Source organism: Clostridium sp., assembly GCF_036646415.1.
Classification (GTDB): domain Bacteria; phylum Bacillota; class Clostridia; order Clostridiales; family Clostridiaceae; genus Clostridium_J.
The window spans coordinates 124,136-141,330 of sequence record NZ_JAVXMF010000005.1; the positions used below are offsets into that span (position 1 = coordinate 124,136).

A 17,195-nucleotide genomic window follows, 5' to 3' on the forward strand; every position below is an offset into this window, starting at 1 on the left:
AAAAAAATGCAACTATAATGGTTGCATTTTTTTATGTGTAAAATTAGTATTTATGTTTTTTTCTCATGAATATTTTAACTATCTTAGATAAAAACTTTGGTAACTTAATTACTCTTATTGTCACACTTCAGCCTCCTTTACCTATTCACTAACAAAATTTCTCCATTATAAACCATCCTAAAGCTATAACTGCACATCCAACGACTATCATCCATCCCCAAAATGGAATTAACATAGATAATACTATTCCCACCCCTATAGAACTAACAATAAGTCCGAGCTTCTTTGTTGTCCTATTTCTCATATTCACTATCCCCCCCATAAGCCTTTTAGTATTATTATATGTACCAATCTTAAAATTGGTACATATAGAATACCTTAATAACAAACTAGAACTAAATAAAAATAGAGGAATGCTATAATGCATTCCTCTATTTTTATTTAGTTCTTCTTATGCAATACTAAAATATTCTAATTATTAAAAGACATCCCTTTGTAAACTTTATCTCAACTATCTCATTTTGAAATTCATTTGAAACAGTTAAATTATCCACCTGACATAGTTTATAGTTCTCTACTAAATACTTCGCTCCCTTTATAGTTAAGTTCATAGTATCCTCACCATAACTAAATAAAGAAAATACTTCACCTACTTTACCTGTAATAGTTGTAGGTTTATCAATTAAAAATATTTCATTAATATCATCTACAATATAGCATGGTATAGATTTTTTTAACCCCTCATAAAGAATACAAAGATTTGCAATGAAGTGGTCAATTCGCTTACCAGTACATCCTAGAAATACTACTTCATTAGCTCCAAGTTCTACGGCTTTATTAAAAGCTATAGAACTATCTGTAAAATCTTTTTCCCTTGGAAATCTTTTAGTTTCAGTATTGTTACTTAATTTCTCATAGATTTCCTCATCAATGGAATCAAAATCTCCTAGAAGATATGTAGGAAATATTCCATATTCATATAAAATATTAGCTCCTCCATCTGCTGCGATAATTATGAAGGCATCCTTCATATATTTCTCTACAAGTTCTTTACTTGGAGAGTCACCTCCACCAACTATAATAGCCCTCATATTAAAATCCTTTTTTTAAACTTGCTATATTTTTCTCTATTTCATTATTCTTAAACACTGCAGAACCTGCTACTATAGAATTTGCTCCACACTCCACAACCTTGTGAATATTGTTTGCATCTATACCGCCATCTACTTGAATATATAAGTCTTTATTATACTTATCTTTAAGCTCTTTAACTCTTGCTATTTTCTCACCACAGTATCCTATGTATTTTTGACCACCAAAGCCTGGATTTACAGACATAATAAGCACCATATCTAAATCTGGAATTAAATTTTCAATAACTGAAACTGGAGTTCCTGGATTCAATGCTATACCCGCCTTCGCTCCCAAACTTTTGATATACTTTATAGTTCTATCAATATGTCTGTCAGCCTCATAATGAACTGTTATAATATCTGCCCCTGCATCTACAAAATCTTTAACATACCTTGATGGATCTTCAATCATTAGATGCACATCAAAAACTAAAGATGTTAAACCTCTTATAGCCTTAATTACAGGTACACCAAAGGATATGTTGGGTACAAACATTCCATCCATAACATCTATATGGACCCAGTCTGCTCCATACTTCTCTATTTCTAATACATGCTCCCCTAATCTTGAAAAATCTGCTGATAGTATTGATGGTGACAATTTAATCATTTTCTATTCCCCCTGCTTATAATTTCTTCTATGGTTTTTATGTAAAATTCATATCTACTTTTATTTATTTCCCCTGATTCAACTTTTTCTTTTATAGCACATCCTGGTTCCTTATAATGAACACAGTTATTAAATTTACATTGACCATTGTATTCTGTAAATTCTGGAAATAATTCCTGCAATTCCTCTTTCTCTATAAAATCTAGCTCTAAAGACGAGAATCCTGGTGTATCTACTAAAAATCCACCTTGAACTCTTACCAACTCACTATGTCTTGTAGTGTGTTTTCCTCTTTTAAGTCTCTCACTAATATCTCCCGTTTTCATAGCTTCTCTACCAAGTATTTTATTTAGTATAGTAGATTTACCTACTCCTGAAGGTCCACAAAACACTGTAATATTATCTGTTATTTTTTCTTTTAAACCTTCCATTCCTATTCCATGTTTTCCTTGTATATATAGTACTTCATACCCTACTACTTTAAGCATTTCTCCAACATTCATACTATTTTCACTCTCTATATCCATTTTGTTAAAGCATACTATTGGTAATACTTTGTTATACTCACAAAGAAGTAAAAATTTATAAAGCAAGTTTAAGTTTAAATCTGGATTTTTACTACTTACTACCACAAAAGCCTGAGTAACATTTGAAACTGCTGGTCTTAGTAGTTCATTTCTTCTTTCAAGTATTTCTGTTATAATACCATTTTCATTATCCTCTTCTTCAACGATAACCTCATCGCCAATCATTGGTGTAAGACCTTTATGTCTGAACTTTCCTCTCGCTTTACACTTAACAACTTTTTCATCAATATCTACATAGTATAATCCACCAATGCCTTTAACTATTACTCCCTGCATATATTCCTCCTAAATAATTTTAACTAATCCTTAAGTCATAGACTGACCCAAGGATTAGTTTACTTAATTTGTTAAGGTTGTTCTTTATCTCCATCTGGTTCTTCTGGTTTTTCAGATTGAGATGTTATATCAATAATAGTACCTTTTTCTACCTTTTGACCAGCAGGTACTCCCTGAGTTATTACTATTCCATTTTTGTCTCCATTAATTCTTATACTTAATTCAGCTGTTTTAGCATCAGCTTCAGCTTGCTTCACAGTATTTCCTATAAAATTAGGAACCTCTACTTTACCTGCATCTGGATCTTGATATTGATAATAATTAATATTTATTGCTTCATTTTCTTGAACCTTTGTACCCTCATTTATACTTTGATTAAATATCTTGCCATCCTTAGATTTATCATCTGTTATTACCGCATTAGTAGTTCCTAGTTTAAGGTTTGAAACCGCTAACACTTGCTCTGCTTCTTTCACAGTAATATTTATAAGATTTGGAACCTTAGCATACTTTATTTTAGATCCCTTGCTAATTACAATATCAACTACGTCACCTTTTTTAACTTTTGTACCACCTATTGGATTTGTTTTCATTACTGCTCCTTCTGCTATTTCTTCAGAATACTCTTCAGTAATTGCACCAACCTTAAGTCCTAAGTTAACTATATAGTCTTGAGCTACACTCTTACCAAGCTTAACTACATCCGGCACTCCTAATTCTTTAGGTCCTAAGCTTACCCTTACCCTTACTTCACTTTTCTTCTTCACCACGGTATCCTCAGCTGGGAATACATCAATTATAGTTCCTGCCGGCTTATCACTTTCCTCTTCACCTAATACCACAAAGGATAATTCTAACTTTTCTACAGCTGACTTTGCCTCTTCTACAGTAAGTCCAGTGATTTTAGGTACCTTTAATTCATCTTTAATTGAATTTTCATCGCCCCTATTATATATAAGATTTCCTGCAGATATTCCTAACAGAATTACCAATAATACTGCTCCTGCTATTATTAAAACCTTTTTCCATGTGCTAGTTTTCTCATTATCATTATCATCATCTTCTTCTTCATCATCTTCTTCATAATCTTCAGCTTCATAGTCATCTTCATCAACAAGTTTTTTTTCATTTTTAGTATTTTTTATGTTATTTTGTATTTGTGTTACATCCATTATAGTTGTAAACTCATTATCCATATTTGCTGGTGTAATGTTATATGAATTATTATTTTCTATTCTTATCAAATCTATTAACATTTCTGTAATGTTATTATATCTTTTTACAACTTCCTTTTGAGTAGCCTTTATAATCAGATTGTTTAAACTCTCTGGAATGGTTGCAACTAAAGTTTTAGGTGAAATAATAGGATCTTGAATATGTTTAAGGGCTACTGCTACAGCACTATCACCATCAAAAGGAACTGTGCCTGTTACCATTTCATATATTACTATCCCAAAAGAATATATATCTGTTCTATTATCTACAATTTTACCCTTTGCTTGTTCTGGAGAAAAGTAATGTGCAGAACCAATTACCTTGTTAGTGTGAGTAATTGTATCCGAAGAAGTTGCCTTTGCAATACCAAAATCAGTGACCTTAATAACATTCTCCTCCGTAATTAAAATATTATGAGGTTTTATATCTCTATGAATAATTCTATTCTTATGTGCACATTCTAAAGCTTTAGCTATCTGTATAGCAATTTTTAAAGTTGTATCTGTCGGAAGAGGTGTATTTTCTCTTATGTACTCTTTAAGAGTTTTCCCATTAACCAGCTCCATAACAATATAATTAATATTTTCTTCGCTTCCTACATCATAGATACCAACTATATTATTATGAGAAAAACTTGCTGTAGCTAATGCTTCACGCTTAAACTTATCCATAAAATCTGCATTATGAGAATACTCTGGCTTAAGTATTTTAACTGCTACAAATCTATTTAAAATAGCGCACTTTGCTTTATATACTACAGCCATTCCGCCTTCACCTATTTTTTCTACTAACTGATATCTATTACCTAATATCCTACCTATCATTTGCACTCCCACTCTCCCTTAAAAATGATAATAGAAATATTATCTCTTCCACCATTTTCCTTACTCATATTTATTAGCTGTAAACACGGTTCCTTATTATCCTCTTTCAATACTTTAAGAATTTCTCTTTCACTTACCTCATTAGTAAGTCCATCACTGCAAAGGAGCACCTTAGATAGTTCTCTTATATCTAAGGTATAATAATCTGCTTTTACTACCGGATTAGTTCCTACAGCCCTTGTTATCACATTTTTATTAGGATGCTCTTTTGCTTCTTCCTTAGTAATTGTTCCATTATCTAAAAGCTCTTGTACCAAAGAATGATCCTTTGTTACTTTAATAAGTTCTTTTCCTTTTAATACGTAACCTCTACTATCTCCTACATTCACCATGGTAAGCTGATTACCTCTCAAGAATGCCCCAGTTATAGTGGTTCCCATACCATTACAATCTTCATTTAAGAGACCTTCCCTATATATCTTTCTATTTGCATTTAATATAGCATCATTTAATATTTCTTCTTGTGTTTCTTCATCTTTATGGTTAATTACATATTCAATTATAATATCTTTAGCAAGTTTACTTGCAACTTCTCCTGCATTATGTCCACCCATTCCATCAGCTACTATATATATTCCAAAATCATCATCTTCATAGTAACCAACCGAATCTTCATTAAAGGTTCGCCTATTACCAACATCAGTTGCTATTCCCACTAATCTCCCCATATAAAATTACAACTCCCTTTTTTCAATATAACTTTTTCTTAACTGTCCACAAGCTGCATTTATATCTAGTCCCATTTCTTTCCTTACTGTAGTCTCAATTCCGTTTTTCATTAATATATCTTTAAATGACTTAACCTCATCTGAACTAGATTTTTTTAGATCATTTCCACTTATTTCATTAATTGGAATTAAATTCACATGACATAACATGTTCTTTATTAATTTAGCAAGTTTTTCTCCATGTTCCCTGGAGTCATTAATTCCTTTAACTAGAGCATATTCAAATGTAATTCTCCTACCTGTTTTATTTATATAGTAATTACAGCTCTTCATTAATTCATCTATAGAGTACACCTTAGCAATTGGCATAGTTTGAACACGTAATTCATCAGTTGGCGCATGTAGAGATATGGCTAAAGTTATTTGAAGATTCAAATCTGCAAGACTTATAATCTTAGGTACAATTCCGCAAGTTGAAAGAGTTATATGCCTTTGACCTATATTAAGTCCATAGTCTGAATTTACATCCTTAATAAATTTTATCACATTATCATAATTATCTAAAGGTTCCCCACTTCCCATAAGTACAATATTAGATATTCTTTCATTAAGTTCCTTTTGCGAAGCCATAACCTGACCAAGAATTTCACCACTAGTTAAACTTCTAACAGCACCACCAATTGTAGATGCACAGAACTTGCATCCCATGTTGCATCCTACCTGTGTTGAAACACAGATAGAGTTCCCATGGCTATATTGCATTACTACACCTTCAACTACATTTCCATCGGCTAAAAGAAACAAATGCTTTCTTGTGTCACTGTTTTTAGAACTATATGTTTCAACGATTCTAGGTATTCCTATATAAAAATTTTTTTCTAATTTTTCTAATGTAGACTTAGGTATATTCTTCATATCATTAAAATTCCAAACATCTTTATAAATCCATGAAAACACCTGTTTTGCTCTAAATTCTTTATCTCCATTTTCCTTCATCCATTTTTTTAATTGTTCTATGTCTAAGTCTAGTATATTATTCATTTTTTCTCCTATTTATTTCTACGAATTTTAGCGATAAAAAATCCATCCATATTTTCATTTGGCAAAACACTTACACATCCATTATCATGATAAATAATGTTATCAACCTTACCAAAATTTAAAGGTTCAACTTTAAACTCCTTAAAGTTTTTCAGAAACCACTTAATATTTCCTTCATTCTCATCTTTGTTAAGTGTACAAGTTGAGTATAGCAAAATTCCATTATCATTAACGTACTTTGCTGCATTCTTCATTATCTCTCTCTGAATTGAAATCAAAGATTTTAATTCCTTTTCTCTCTTAGTATATTTTATTTCTGGTTTCTTTCTTATTATTCCAAGGCCAGAACATGGTACGTCAATTAATACCCTATCACCAAGTTCTATAAGTCTTTCATTTTCTATAGTTGCATCTAATAGTTCTAGTTCTATATTATCTAATCCTAATCTTTCACTATTGCTCTTAATTAATTCTAGTTTATGATCATATATATCAAAACCTATTACTCTTCCTGTGTTATTCATTATTTCTGCTATATGAGTAGTTTTCCCCCCTGGTGCACTACATAGGTCAAGAACAGTCATATTCTCTTCCAAGTCCATACTTGGAGCAACCAACATAGCACTCTCATCTTGAACCGTAATAACTCCCTTTCTAAACATAGGGTTATCCTCAACACTCTTACCTCTAATAATTCTTATAGCTTCAGGACATATTACTCCCTCTTCTATATTATAACCATTATCTTCAAGTTCCTGTGAAACGCTCTCGAAGTCACCCTTGGTGGTATTAACCCTAACTGTAACTGAAGGTCGTTTATTAAGGCCTTCTAATATTTTTACGCCTTGTTCCTTACCATACTGGGCAATAAATAATTTTACCATCCATTGTGGATAAGAATATGTAAAGGCTAATTCTTCATTAACATTTTTTTCATCATAATACTTTTTATCTCTGTTTCTTAAATAATTTCTCAAAACTCCATTAACTAATTTTGAAGCTCCCACAGATACATTTTCTTTAGCTAAATTCACCCCTTCATTTACTGCTGCAAACTCAGGAATTTTATCTAAATATATAAGCTGATATATACATACTCTTAAAAGATTTAATATATATTTATCTGTATTATCAAATTTCTTCTCAAGAAATGTCTTAAGAATTTTGTCAATAGTATATTTATATTTAATAGTTCCATATACAAGTTCTGTAACTAAAGCTTTATCCTTATCTATGAGATTACATTCATTAAGATTTTTGTTTAAGGCAATGTTGGAATACGCCTTATTTTCAAATACTTGCATTATGGTATTTATTGCTACTTCTCTAGCACTTGTCATTTATATCATCCTATCTTATATATATCTCGCATAGCATAGGCTAAACGGATTGTAATTTATTTATTGCGAACTTTAATGTAGCCCATTTTTAGTTTTTAACTATTATTTCTATCTCTAATAGCTAAAAGTCTTAAAAGTTGTGCTATAGCTGTAACTGCTGCTGCTACATAAGTTAAAGCCGCAGATGTTAATACATTTTTAGCACCCTTTATTTCATCTTCATAAAGTATACTTTTAGCTTGTAATATTACTATAGCTCTACTCGATGCATTAAATTCTACAGGTAATGTAACCAATTGAAAAAGTACAGCTGCTAAGAATAGTATAATTCCAAAGTTAATTAAAGGGGTAAATGAAAATACTATTCCAAGAAAAAACAATATCCAAGATCCTTGAGATCCAATATTTGCAATGGGAACTAAAGCAGTTCTTATCTTAATTGGTACATATCCTTCTTTATGTTGAATGGCATGGCCTATTTCATGTGCAGCTACTCCAATAGAAGCTAATGATGTACTATTATATACATCACTTGATAACTTAACTACTCTTTTGGTAGGATCATAATGATCAGTTAGGTTTCCACTTATAACTAATACAGGTATATCAAAAAGTCCATAGCTATCTAATATCATTCTTGCTACTTGCCCACCAGTATATCCATTCCTACTATAAACCTTTGAATACTTAGCATAGCTACTTTTTATCTTCATCTGTGCCCAAACTGAAATTATTAATGCTGGTATAAGAATTATCATTGTTGGATCATAATACATTCCATAAAATCCCATATAAATTTCTCCTTTACTTTATAATTTAAAGCACTTACTATCATTATCTTTTAAGCAACACATTCTCTTCTATTGAATTTCCTCTTATATATTCTTCCACTCTTAGTGGTTTCTTATTTGGAAATTGCACTTTAGTTATTAGAATATTATTATCCTTTGTTGAAACTAGAATTCCCTCTTTATTTACTCTTACAATAGTACCCGGCTTCTTTGTAGATTTGTCTGATGTCAGCCTTGTTTCAATAACCTTCATTGAAGCTTCATTGTAGTAAGTGTATGCCATTGGGAATGGATTTAACCCTCTTACAAAGTTGTGAATATCCTGTGCTCCTTGATTCCATTCAATTCTTGCCATATCTTTATTTAACATACTTGCATAGCAGCTTTCACTTTCACCTTGCTTTATTGGGGTTATTTCTTCGTTACAAAGACTATCAATAGTTTCAATTAAAAGTTCTGCACCACTATCCATCAATATATCATGTAGCTCTCCAGTATTCATATTTTCTGTTATTTCAAACTTATTTTTTAAAAGCATATCTCCTGTATCAAGTCCAACATCCATTAGCATTGTTGTATTTCCACTTTCTTTTTCACCTTTCATAATTGCATAATGTATTGGTGCTGCTCCTCTATACTTAGGTAATAAAGATCCATGAAGATTAATACAACCATATTTAGGTATGTCTAGTACCTCTTTAGATAAAATCTGTCCAAAAGCCACCACAATTATAAAATCTAAATTCATAGATTTTAATTCTTCTATTAGCTGCCTTTCATTTCTTAATTTCTCTGGTTGATATACTTTTATATCATGTTTAAGTGCCACCTGCTTAACTGGTGACATAGTAACAGATTTTCCTCTTCCCTTAGGTCTATCTGGTTGTGTTAATACCGCCTTAACTCCATATTTTTCAATTATAGCTTCTAAGGATGGTACTGCAAAATCCGGTGTTCCCATAAATACTATATTCATTTTAAACCCACTCCTTACCTTACTATTTTATCCGTATATAATATTCCATCTAAGTGATCTATCTCATGACAAAGAGCTCTTGCTAATAAATCTTCTCCTTCTATTTCTATAGACTCACCTTTTCTATTTTGTGCTTTAACCTTTACATATTTAGGTCTTATAACATTTCCATCTTGACCAGGCACACTTAGGCACCCCTCTTTATCATTAACCTGTCCTCTGGTTTTAATAACCTCAGGATTTATAAGTATTATTGGTCCATCCCCAATATCTATAATTGCTATTCTTTTTAGAATACCAACTTGAGATGCAGCAAGGCCAACTCCATTTGCTTTATACATAGTATCTAACATATCATCAATTAAAGTTTGAGTTCTATCATCCAGCTTAGTAACAACCTTACTTATTTTCCTTAGTACTGAGTCTTCTTGTGTCCTTATATTTCTTATTGCCATTTTTCTTCTCCTTTATAATAAACTATTAGGATTTATATCAATCCCTATTCTTATATTCTTATAATTCAATCCCTCATAAATTATATTCTTAATTTCCATTGCAAATGCATCACTAAATTTACCTTTAATTATTATTTGCCATCTATATAGGTTTTTCATCTTAGAAACACCGCATGGACAGGGTCCTAATAATTCAATTTTATCACTTTTATCTATTTTCATCCTTATTTTATCGGCTAAAGTTTGTATACTTTTTATTAAATTTTCTTCATTTTCACTACTTAAATTAATACATAATATCTTTGTAAAGGGTGGATAATCTCTAAGTTTTCTTATAGCTATTTCCTCTTCATAAAAGCCTTTGTAATTATTTTCTGATGCATAAATAATACTATAGTTTTCCGGACTATATGTTTGCAGTATTACCTTTCCCTCTTTACTTCCTCTTCCAGCTCTTCCTGCCACCTGAGTAATAAGCTGAAAGGTTTTCTCTCCAGCTCTATAATCAGGCAAATTTAAAGATAAATCTGCTGCTATAATTCCAACTAAGGTTACATCTTTAAAATCTAACCCCTTTGCAATCATTTGGGTTCCTATTAAAACATTATATCGTTTTGAAGCAAAATCGTTATAAATTTGTTCATAGGAGTTCTTTCCACGAGTTGTATCAAAGTCCATTCTTAGTGGTTTGCTATCTAAAAAGGTTTTCCTTACACTATGCTCTAACTGCTCAGTTCCTACTCCAAAGTATTTCACATATTTGCTTTTACATTTAGGACAAGTATTCATGGCCTTTTGCTGCATGCCACAATAATGACATGTAAGATTATTATCCTTGTGATATGTCAAAGAAATATCGCAGTTACTACATTTAAAAACATAACCACATTCTCTACAAGATACAAAGGTTGAAAACCCTCTTCTATTTAAAAACATTATTGCTTGTTCTTTTCTTTGTAATGTTCCACACATTTCTTCCTGAAGTCTTCTACTAAACATAGATTTATTTCCTTGTTTAAGTTCTTCCCTCATATCTATAACTTCTATAGTTGGAAGCTTTGCTCCATCCGCTCTGCTATCTAAAGTTATAATATCATATTCTCCCTGTGTTGCCTTATAATAAGTTTCAACAGAGGGGGTAGCTGACCCAAGTACAGCTTTACAACCCTCAATATCAGCCTTTAAAACTGCTATTTCCCGGGCATTATATTTAGGGTCGCTGTCGGATTTATAACTTGTTTCATGTTCTTCATCTATGACAATAAGTCCTAAATTTGAGAATGGTAAAAATATTGCAGATCTTGCTCCTATAGCAACTTTAACATTACCCATCTTAACTCTCATCCATTCGTCAAATCTTTCTCCATTAGAAAGTCTACTATGAAATATAGCTACATTACGTCCAAATCTTCCTTTAAACCTCTCTACCATTTGAGGTGTAAGGGCTATCTCTGGTATTAATATTATAGAATCCTTATTGTTTTTCATCATATTTTTAACTAAATTCATATATATTTCAGTTTTTCCACTACCTGTTATTCCATGTATAAGAAATTTATTGTTGATGCTATGTATTAATATTTTGTCAACACACTTTTGTTGAACTGAATTTAATACCTTTTCCTCATAGTCTTTATATATAGTCTCATTATATCTGTTAACTATAGATTTTTCCACAGCTAGAAACTCATATTTAATTAGAGTATTTATCATAGACAAAGACATATTAAACTCATTTACTAGTTCTGCTTTATTGTAAGTACCACTGTACTCTTTTATAAAGTTTATAATATTTATATAATTTTCTTTATTGTATTTTTCCGTTATAGGTTTTCCTATAACTATAGTATTTTTAGTTTTAAAGGTTGCCCCCTTAGTAATTCCATTGGGAATCATAACTTTTATGCACTCTAGATATGTGCATAAATACTTCTCCCTCATCACTTTTATAAGCTTTATATTTTCCTCTGTAAGAAACTCAATTTTGTCATCTATATCTAAAATCTCTTTTAATTTAGTATTGTCATCTATGTTATAAAATATATCTACTATAAATCCATATATTTTCTTATTTCCATTACCAAAGGGTACTGTAACCATTCTGCCCTTTTTAACCTTATCATATAATTTCTCCGGCACCTTGTATGTAAATATTCTATCCACCTTTACAGCTTCATTATTTACAATAATTCCAAGATACATATCCATAAGTTTCTCACCTCACAATGATAAATGAATAATAAAAAAAGCGACTTAGTCGCTTTTTTATTATTTATATCCTAAAATCATATTAAAAAGCTCATAACCAACTAATCTTTTACTCATATTATCAAGAGATATTTCTTTTCCATCTCTTTTTATAATTGTAACCTTATTAGTATCAGCTCCAAAGCCTGCATTACTTTCAGTTATATCATTAGCCACAATATAATCAAGATTTTTACCTTCTAATTTTTTATGAGCATTTTTTATTACATTATTGCTCTCAGCTGCAAAACCCACTAAAATCTGATGTTGCTTTAAAGTTCCCAACGTTTTAAGTATATCATTATCTCTTACTAATTCTAAATTTAAATCTTCAGGACCTTTTTTTATTTTTTCATTTGAATAATCTTTAGGTTTATAATCAGCTACTGCCGCAGATTTAACTACTATATCACTAGTCTGAAATTCTGCCATTACTGCACTTAGCATCTCTTCATTAGTTTCAATGTTAACTACCTTTATACCACTTGGTGGTTTTATATTAGTTGGTCCACTAACTAGTACTACCTGAGCTCCTCTATCCCTTGCTTCTTTAGCAATAGCATATCCCATCTTACCTGTAGATTTATTTGTTATGAATCTTACAGGATCTAGATTTGCTCTAGTTGGACCTGCAGTTACAAGTACCTTTTTACCTAATAAATCCTTTGGCTCATGAAGCTGTGACATAATTACTTCTACAATTTCTTCTGTATCTGCAAGCTTTCCATCACCAACATCACCACAAGCAAGTCTACCACTACCAGGATTAATAAACTCATATCCATGATCCTTTAACTTGCTAATGTTTTCTTGAACCATAGGATTATTATACATATTAGTATTCATAGCTGGAGCAAAAATAACCTTTGCTCTCGTTGCCATAATAGTAGTAGATAACATATCATCTGCTATACCATTTGCAACCTTACCAATAATGTTTGCAGTAGCTGGAACTACCACTAATAAATCTGCCTTCTTAGCTAAGGATATATGTTGAATCTCAAAAGCCTTTGGTTCATCAAACATATCCTTCACAACCATATTTTGACTCAAAGATTGAAAACTTAAGGTAGTAACAAATTCACATGCAGACTTAGTCATAATAACATGAACATTTACATTTTCTTTTTTTAACTTACTTATTACATCTAACGCCTTATAGACTGCAATTCCACCAGTTACTCCTATTACTACATTCTTCTCATTCATCTTAGTTAGATCCTTCTTCCGCCTCTTGTGAATCTGTTATTTCAGTTTCCTCAGCGCTATTAATTATATCTGATTTTTCTCGAACTTTAATAATGCCTTCTTCAACTTCCTGGATAGCAATTGTTAAAGGTTTGCCTTCAGTACCAGGTATTAATGGCTCTGCTCCCTCAATTAGTTGTCTTGCTCTTCTTGAAGTAGCTACCACTAGTGAATATCTGTTATCCACTTTCTCTAATAACTTTATAATAGATGGGTTTATCATTGAATCATTCATATTGTTAGAACCTCCCTAATAGTTCATTTTTGATCTTAAATACTCTACATTTTTCTGCAATTATTATGCTTTCGATTTTCTTTACGGCATATTCAACTTCATCATTTACAACAGCATAGTCATATTTAGATGCAAAACTTATTTCATCATAAGCAGCTTCCATCCTAGTTTTTAATGACTCAGGAGTTTCACTTCCTCTGTTTGTAATTCTATTTCGTAATTCTTCCATAGATGGTGGCATAATAAATATAAATATACCTTCAGGATACGCTGACTTAATCTTAAGTGCTCCTTGTATGTCTATTTCAAGTATTACATCTTTACCTTCATCTAACATTCTTAAAACTTCTGATCTAGGTGTGCCATAAAAATTACCGTACACCTCAGCATACTCTAAAAAGTCATCTTTATCAATTCTTTTTAAAAAATCTTCTCTTTCAGTAAAAAAGTAATTTAAGCCTTCAACTTCTCCGTCTCTAGGCTTACGTGTTGTACATGATGTTGATATCCATATGGGATTTTTCTCAATTAACGCCTTACATACCGTTCCTTTTCCAGCTCCCGATGGGCCAGATACAACTAATAGTTGCCCTTTGCTATTCATATTATTCATCAACCTCTTCTATACTCTCATCCTCTTTTGCTGCTAGTCTATGTGCTACTGTTTCTGGTTGAACTGCAGATAATATTACATGATCACTATCAGTAATTATAACCGCTCTTGTTCGTCTTCCATAGGTAGCATCAATTAACATACCTCTATCTCTAGCTTCTTGAATTATTCTTTTTATTGGCGCTGATTCTGGACTAACAATAGCTACTAATCTATTTGCAGAAACAATATTCCCAAATCCAATATTTATAAGTTTTATACCCATGCCATACCTCCTAGTTTATTCTACGTTTTGAACCTGTTCTCTAATTTTTTCTATCTCACTTTTTATATTAAGTGCTATATTTGTTAACTCTAAATCATTAACTTTTGAAGCAATTGTGTTTGCTTCCCTATTCATTTCTTGAATAATAAAGTCTAATTTTCTTCCTATTGGTTCACTTAACTTAAATGTATTAATTACTTGCTCTAAATGGCTTTTAAGTCTAACTATTTCTTCATCAATACAACTTTTATCGGCCTGAAGAACTACTTCCATAGCAATACGATTCTCATCTATATTTCTCTCTGTGATAATTTCTTCCACCTTCTTTAGAAGTCTTCTTCTATACTCTTCCGAAACTTCTGGAACTCTGCTATTTATTATGTCAACATTACTAGAAATGCATTCACACCTTTTAGTAATATCTATTAAAAGTTTTCCTCCCTCTTGTTCTCTCATATCAAAAAGGTTGCTTACCGCACCTTCTACTGCTGGAAGCAATGTTTTCCACGCTGTATCTAAATCCTCTTCCTTTTGCTTTAATGTAAGAACCTCTGGAAATCTTGCTAGTGTAGTAGCTGAAACATCATCTCTTAGATTATACTTATTCTTAAGGTTTTGTAGTGCCTCTATATAACTATCTGCCAAACTTTCGTTTACTACTACTTCCATATCTTCCTTAGCCAATTGACTTTGGGTAACAAATATATCAACTTTACCTCTTTTAATTTTTTCATTAACATATTTTCTTATGTTATCTTCAAGGGAGATTAAAGCTCTAGGCATTCTAACATTAAGTTCAAAATATCTATGATTAACTGTTTTTATTTCAACTATAAAACTTGACACATCCCCTCCCGATGTACCTCTACCAAATCCAGTCATACTTTTTATCATATACAACTCACCCTTCTAGTCCTTGATAAATTCTTTATTCATTATACATAAAGTTTATCACTTATTTCAACCCATATACAAAAGAATTTTAAAGAAAATCGAAATATTTCTTAGAAAAACGCAGAAAAACCATGATAATTCCAAATAATAGCCAAAAATAAAAGTCTGTGAATGCTAAGCTTCACAGACTTTTGATTTTTCTGAAATTTTACAAGTTTCCATTTAATAAATATTTATTAGGGAACCTATTTATATATAATTCAAATGAGTAAATTCATTAACTAAATCATAAATTCAAAGTATCATTTATGAAAATATTATCTTTGCTAAAAATACTAATCCAAGAATATATACTACAACAGAAACAGGTTTTCTATTTTCTTTTTTTGTTGTAATATTACTTAAAAAGTTTAGTATAGCATATGATAACATACCTAACATTAATCCATCACCTATACTATAAGTCATTGGCATTAAAGCTATAGTTAAGAAGGCTGGTACACCTTCGGTGAAATCTGTGAAGTCAATTTGTCTAACTGAGTCTATCATAAAGAATCCTACTATAATTAACGCTGGTGCTGTTGCACAACCTGGTATAGCTATAAATAATGGTGACAAGAACATAGCAAGTAAGAATAGTACGCCTGTTACTACTGCTGAAAGACCAGTTCTAGCTCCTGATGCAACCCCTGCTGAACTCTCAACATAAGTTGTTACTGTAGATGTTCCTACTAGAGCCCCAAAAGTTGTTCCTATTGCATCTACCAATAGAGCTTTACCGGCATTCTTAACCTTTCCATCTTCATCAAGCATTCCAATTTTAGATGCCACTCCAACTAAAGTTCCTGCTGTATCAAAGAAATCTATGAATAAAAATACAAATACTACTGAAATGAAATCTTTTATAGACGCTGAATCTAAAAACACTGAGAAATCTAATTTTCCTGCAATTGGTGCTATAGATTCAAATTTGAATATTCCCTGTGGTAAGTATATACCTAACCCTGCTGCTACTTCTGGAGCTACAGCTGCATATATCCATGCCGCTACTGCACTAGCAAGCATTCCCCAAAGAATAGCTCCCTTAACATTCTTCTTTGATAAAATTACTATTATAATAATTCCTAATACTGTGATTAATACTGTTGGGCTTATCAAACTCCCCATGGTTACCTTTGTAGCTGCACTTCCAACTACAATTCCCGCATTTCCAAATCCGATAAATGCTATAAATAATCCGATACCCGCTGTAACTGCATATTTTAGGTTAGTTGGAATACAGTTTACAATAGCTTCTCTTACACTTGTTAATGATAATATAATAAATATGATACCTTCTACAAATACTGCTGTAAGTGCTACCTGCCATGAAATTCCCATTTCCATCACTACTGTATAAGCAAAGAATGCATTAAGTCCCATTCCTGAAGCTAGTCCAAGTGGTAGATTTGCATAAATTCCCATTAAAATAGTTGTAACACCGGCTGATAAACAAGTAGCTGTTACTACTGCTCCTGGGTTCATACCCACTCCTGGATCTCCTAGCATATTTGCATTAACTGCAATTATATATGCCATAGTTAAAAAAGTTATTAATCCTCCAACAACTTCTCTTTTAACATCTGTGCCATTCTCTTTCAACTTGAAAAACTTTTCCATAAACCTTGTCCCCCTTAAATTATGATATAAAAATATAATTTCAAAAAAAATAATAACC

At 31.5% G+C, this 17,195-nt stretch carries 18 protein-coding genes; all 18 read right to left on the reverse strand.

Translation table 11 applies throughout. The annotated features are described in order from the left end of the window. Positions 1-148 precede the first annotated feature (148 nt). Complete coding sequence (locus RSD37_RS05515) at positions 149-304, reverse strand: hypothetical protein (RefSeq protein WP_346945705.1); 156 nt, start codon at positions 302-304, stop codon at positions 149-151. A gap of 157 nt (positions 305-461) precedes the next feature. Further along, a complete protein-coding gene (locus RSD37_RS05520) occupies positions 462-1,091 on the reverse strand; it encodes a thiamine diphosphokinase (protein ID WP_346945706.1) in 630 nt (209 codons plus the stop codon). A gap of 1 nt (position 1,092) precedes the next feature. After that, positions 1,093-1,743 (reverse strand): ribulose-phosphate 3-epimerase, encoded by a 651-nt coding sequence (gene rpe, locus RSD37_RS05525; protein WP_346945707.1) that lies wholly within the window; start codon positions 1,741-1,743, stop codon positions 1,093-1,095. Further along, positions 1,740-2,606, reverse strand: coding sequence for a ribosome small subunit-dependent GTPase A (rsgA, locus tag RSD37_RS05530; RefSeq protein ID WP_346945708.1), 867 nt, complete (start codon positions 2,604-2,606; stop codon positions 1,740-1,742). The genes rpe and rsgA overlap by 4 nt, the downstream gene beginning before the upstream one ends. Before the next feature lie 71 nt (positions 2,607-2,677). Next, complete coding sequence (pknB, locus tag RSD37_RS05535) at positions 2,678-4,645, reverse strand: Stk1 family PASTA domain-containing Ser/Thr kinase (RefSeq protein WP_346945709.1); 1,968 nt, start codon at positions 4,643-4,645, stop codon at positions 2,678-2,680. Beyond that, positions 4,642-5,373 carry a Stp1/IreP family PP2C-type Ser/Thr phosphatase gene (locus RSD37_RS05540; RefSeq protein ID WP_346945710.1) on the reverse strand — a complete coding sequence of 244 codons (732 nt, stop codon included), beginning with the start codon at positions 5,371-5,373 and terminating at the stop codon, positions 4,642-4,644. Before RSD37_RS05540 ends, pknB begins: the two co-directional genes overlap by 4 nt. Before the next feature lie 6 nt (positions 5,374-5,379). After that, positions 5,380-6,414, reverse strand: coding sequence for a 23S rRNA (adenine(2503)-C(2))-methyltransferase RlmN (rlmN, locus tag RSD37_RS05545; RefSeq protein ID WP_346945711.1), 1,035 nt, complete (start codon positions 6,412-6,414; stop codon positions 5,380-5,382). 8 nt (positions 6,415-6,422) lie between these two features. Continuing rightward, positions 6,423-7,754 (reverse strand): 16S rRNA (cytosine(967)-C(5))-methyltransferase RsmB, encoded by a 1,332-nt coding sequence (gene rsmB / locus RSD37_RS05550; RefSeq protein ID WP_346945712.1) that lies wholly within the window; start codon positions 7,752-7,754, stop codon positions 6,423-6,425. 95 nt (positions 7,755-7,849) lie between these two features. Beyond that, complete coding sequence (locus tag RSD37_RS05555; protein WP_346945713.1) at positions 7,850-8,545, reverse strand: zinc metallopeptidase; 696 nt, start codon at positions 8,543-8,545, stop codon at positions 7,850-7,852. A 43-nt stretch (positions 8,546-8,588) separates the two neighbouring features. Then, positions 8,589-9,521 (reverse strand): methionyl-tRNA formyltransferase, encoded by a 933-nt coding sequence (gene fmt / locus RSD37_RS05560; protein WP_346945714.1) that lies wholly within the window; start codon positions 9,519-9,521, stop codon positions 8,589-8,591. Positions 9,522-9,535: 14 nt separating this feature from the next. Then, positions 9,536-9,976: a peptide deformylase gene (def, locus tag RSD37_RS05565; RefSeq protein ID WP_346945715.1), complete on the reverse strand. Its 441-nt coding sequence runs from the start codon at positions 9,974-9,976 to the stop codon at positions 9,536-9,538. Positions 9,977-9,988: 12 nt separating this feature from the next. Next, positions 9,989-12,184 carry a primosomal protein N' gene (gene priA, locus RSD37_RS05570; protein ID WP_346945716.1) on the reverse strand — a complete coding sequence of 732 codons (2,196 nt, stop codon included), beginning with the start codon at positions 12,182-12,184 and terminating at the stop codon, positions 9,989-9,991. Between the two features lie 60 nt (positions 12,185-12,244). After that, complete coding sequence (coaBC, locus tag RSD37_RS05575) at positions 12,245-13,432, reverse strand: bifunctional phosphopantothenoylcysteine decarboxylase/phosphopantothenate--cysteine ligase CoaBC (protein ID WP_346945717.1); 1,188 nt, start codon at positions 13,430-13,432, stop codon at positions 12,245-12,247. Position 13,433: 1 nt separating this feature from the next. Further along, positions 13,434-13,706, reverse strand: a complete 273-nt coding sequence (gene rpoZ / locus RSD37_RS05580; protein ID WP_346945718.1) for a DNA-directed RNA polymerase subunit omega — start codon at positions 13,704-13,706, stop codon at positions 13,434-13,436. 4 nt (positions 13,707-13,710) lie between these two features. After that, a complete protein-coding gene (gene gmk / locus RSD37_RS05585) occupies positions 13,711-14,319 on the reverse strand; it encodes a guanylate kinase (RefSeq protein WP_346945719.1) in 609 nt (202 codons plus the stop codon). Next, positions 14,312-14,584, reverse strand: a complete 273-nt coding sequence (locus tag RSD37_RS05590; RefSeq protein ID WP_346945720.1) for a DUF370 domain-containing protein — start codon at positions 14,582-14,584, stop codon at positions 14,312-14,314. Before RSD37_RS05590 ends, gmk begins: the two co-directional genes overlap by 8 nt. Before the next feature lie 15 nt (positions 14,585-14,599). After that, positions 14,600-15,478, reverse strand: coding sequence for a YicC/YloC family endoribonuclease (locus RSD37_RS05595; RefSeq protein ID WP_346945721.1), 879 nt, complete (start codon positions 15,476-15,478; stop codon positions 14,600-14,602). A gap of 306 nt (positions 15,479-15,784) precedes the next feature. Beyond that, positions 15,785-17,137 carry an NCS2 family permease gene (locus RSD37_RS05600; protein WP_346945722.1) on the reverse strand — a complete coding sequence of 451 codons (1,353 nt, stop codon included), beginning with the start codon at positions 17,135-17,137 and terminating at the stop codon, positions 15,785-15,787. Between the last annotated feature and the right edge of the window lie 58 nt (positions 17,138-17,195).

Bases quoted from the DNA above. Each gene is read 5' to 3' on its own strand.
- RSD37_RS05515 (WP_346945705.1), bottom strand. From the start codon at position 304: ATGAGAAATAGGACAACAAAGAAGCTCGGACTTATTGTTAGTTCTATA.
- RSD37_RS05520 (WP_346945706.1), bottom strand. From the start codon at position 1,091: ATGAGGGCTATTATAGTTGGTGGAGGTGACTCTCCAAGTAAAGAACTT.
- rpe (WP_346945707.1), bottom strand. From the start codon at position 1,743: ATGATTAAATTGTCACCATCAATACTATCAGCAGATTTTTCAAGATTA.
- rsgA (WP_346945708.1), bottom strand. From the start codon at position 2,606: ATGCAGGGAGTAATAGTTAAAGGCATTGGTGGATTATACTATGTAGAT.
- pknB (WP_346945709.1), bottom strand. From the start codon at position 4,645: ATGATAGGTAGGATATTAGGTAATAGATATCAGTTAGTAGAAAAAATA.
- RSD37_RS05540 (WP_346945710.1), bottom strand. From the start codon at position 5,373: ATGGGGAGATTAGTGGGAATAGCAACTGATGTTGGTAATAGGCGAACC.
- rlmN (WP_346945711.1), bottom strand. From the start codon at position 6,414: ATGAATAATATACTAGACTTAGACATAGAACAATTAAAAAAATGGATG.
- rsmB (WP_346945712.1), bottom strand. From the start codon at position 7,754: ATGACAAGTGCTAGAGAAGTAGCAATAAATACCATAATGCAAGTATTT.
- RSD37_RS05555 (WP_346945713.1), bottom strand. From the start codon at position 8,545: ATGGGATTTTATGGAATGTATTATGATCCAACAATGATAATTCTTATA.
- fmt (WP_346945714.1), bottom strand. From the start codon at position 9,521: ATGAATATAGTATTTATGGGAACACCGGATTTTGCAGTACCATCCTTA.
- def (WP_346945715.1), bottom strand. From the start codon at position 9,976: ATGGCAATAAGAAATATAAGGACACAAGAAGACTCAGTACTAAGGAAA.
- priA (WP_346945716.1), bottom strand. From the start codon at position 12,184: ATGGATATGTATCTTGGAATTATTGTAAATAATGAAGCTGTAAAGGTG.
- coaBC (WP_346945717.1), bottom strand. From the start codon at position 13,432: ATGAATGAGAAGAATGTAGTAATAGGAGTAACTGGTGGAATTGCAGTC.
- rpoZ (WP_346945718.1), bottom strand. From the start codon at position 13,706: ATGAATGATTCAATGATAAACCCATCTATTATAAAGTTATTAGAGAAA.
- gmk (WP_346945719.1), bottom strand. From the start codon at position 14,319: ATGAATAATATGAATAGCAAAGGGCAACTATTAGTTGTATCTGGCCCA.
- RSD37_RS05590 (WP_346945720.1), bottom strand. From the start codon at position 14,584: ATGGGTATAAAACTTATAAATATTGGATTTGGGAATATTGTTTCTGCA.
- RSD37_RS05595 (WP_346945721.1), bottom strand. From the start codon at position 15,478: ATGATAAAAAGTATGACTGGATTTGGTAGAGGTACATCGGGAGGGGAT.
- RSD37_RS05600 (WP_346945722.1), bottom strand. From the start codon at position 17,137: ATGGAAAAGTTTTTCAAGTTGAAAGAGAATGGCACAGATGTTAAAAGA.